2 protein-coding genes and 2 pseudogenes are annotated in these 1,935 nt (G+C 33.2%); all 4 read right to left on the bottom strand.

Annotation, left to right across the window (positions count from 1 at the left end; translation table 11 throughout):
- Nucleotides 1–526, bottom strand: a 526-nt coding sequence (gene pilM / locus AC3AX0_RS06590) for a type IV pilus biogenesis protein PilM (protein WP_487549512.1), incomplete at its 3' end; no start/stop codon positions are given.
- Nucleotides 527–541: 15 nt separating this feature from the next.
- Nucleotides 542–1,021, bottom strand: coding sequence for a prepilin peptidase (locus AC3AX0_RS06595; RefSeq protein ID WP_487549517.1), 480 nt, complete (start codon nt 1,019–1,021; stop codon nt 542–544).
- A 6-nt stretch (nt 1,022–1,027) separates the two neighbouring features.
- Nucleotides 1,028–1,291 (bottom strand): annotated as a pseudogene (locus tag AC3AX0_RS06600) (prepilin peptidase); the annotation flags it as partial.
- A gap of 313 nt (nt 1,292–1,604) precedes the next feature.
- A pseudogene (locus AC3AX0_RS06605) lies at nt 1,605–1,935 on the bottom strand (hypothetical protein); the annotation flags it as partial.

Raw genomic sequence — 1,935 nt, forward strand, 5'->3', positions numbered from 1 at the left:
TACCAATTGAAAACACTCTCTCTAAAGCATTAAAGGAAAGATCTATGGATTGAAGCCTTAGACCGAGATCATCAGAAAGCTTTCTATAGTCATCAATTAGCTTGGTAGGTACTGCATTAATCAGATAGCTTCCTTTTTTGACACCATCTTCAACATAATTTTTGATAACTCTAAATACTATTTTATATTCATCCAATACAACAGGCAGAAACTGTTCGAGTTCAAACCTAATCATTTGAATAGTTTCATCACTGCTTTTAACTACAGGAAGTTCAATCGTCCTCGTAATAAGTGATGTAGTATTTATACTGAATACTACATTTTTTATCTTGATACCATTTTTAGCTATTGTCTGCTTAATAACATTGCGAATGTTTTCATAGTCAATGATGTTTCCTTCACTCATTGAGTTCGCAGGAGTATTAACCGAAACTGCCTTGATAATATCGATATTTTTTTTGTCTGAGGAGCCTTCGATTATTTTAATGTGTTTGCTGCCGATATCAATTGATATATATTTAGCCATTTTACCCCTTACCTCCTAAAATATTAGATTGAAATACAATTCAAGTATTATGTTCCCAACTAGTATGTATGTTAGCGCAGCTAAAGATATAAATGGTCCAAAGGGAATAAAATCTTTCCTGCCTGCCTTGCCGGATATTATAAGACCTGTTGATATTACGGCTCCATATATGAAGCTTAGTACAGTGGTGAAAATTATACCTTCAAGTCCAAATAATATGCCTAGGACTCCCATGAGTTTTATGTCTCCTCCACCCATAGCATTAGTGATTACTGCTATAAGCAGGAAGAGTAGGAACCCAAATAAAAATCCGTAGAGATGATACAAATAACTACCTCTAAAAAGATATATACCCAGCAGAATTGTAAATATTCCACCAAAGATGTTTAAACCGTCAGGTATTGTCTTTGTATTCAGATCAATGACACTGATTACAATTAAAAGACTAGCTATACCTGCATAAAGAACAAAGTACAGTGTCAAACCATAATTCATAAAAATCAATACATATAAAATTCCGTTTAGGAGTTCAATTAACGGATACTGAATAGAGAAGGAAGCCCCGCAATAGCGGCATTTTCCTCTGTATAGAAAATAATTGAGTACCGGAATCATATCAAGAAAATTCAATCTATGCCTACAGCTCCCGCAGCTGGATGGCGGAGATACTACGGACTTTTCTTCCGGTATTCTGTAAATACAGACATTTAGAAATGAACCTATAAACAATCCAATTAAAAGTATATATACTGCTATTAATATCATATTATGTCCTTAAATTGTTAATATTTGTTAATATTATACCATAAGTGAACATAGATTAACAAAGTTTTTTTGCAAAGAAAAAAGAAACCTTTCGGTTCCCCTCTTAGCAAAACTATCAACAATGACCCCATAAAACCAATTTAACCACAACGAACATCAAGAACTCAAAGAATCCATTTGCAATAACTCATACTCATATGACAGGCACGTCTCTTTGTTTTCATTTTTCGGAGGTTTCACAGGCACATAGAAGTTTAAGTTTCATAAACTCATTTAACAGATACACCTATTATCATACGCTCTTTTATAATAATTAAGGAGCCGGAAATAATGTATCTCCATCCACAACAACAGTAACAACATCTCCTGTTCCAGGTGTAACAAATATTTTCACTGAATCATTATCTAAAGGTAGATTTTTATAGTCTTTAGATTGTAATTTAATATTTTTATCTAATACTCCTGCTGCTTCAAGTTCCTCAAAATCAACAGTTCCCGTATCCAAATTATTTTTTGCATAATGTAATTCGGAAGCATGCGCTATTGAAGCGGCAGCTCTATAATCTGATTCTAGTCTTGTACGTTCTTGAACATTAATATATCTCGGGACAGCAATTAAAGCAATAATTCCTAATACAACAATA

The sequence above is a fragment of the Dethiosulfatibacter sp. genome, from assembly GCF_983023055.1.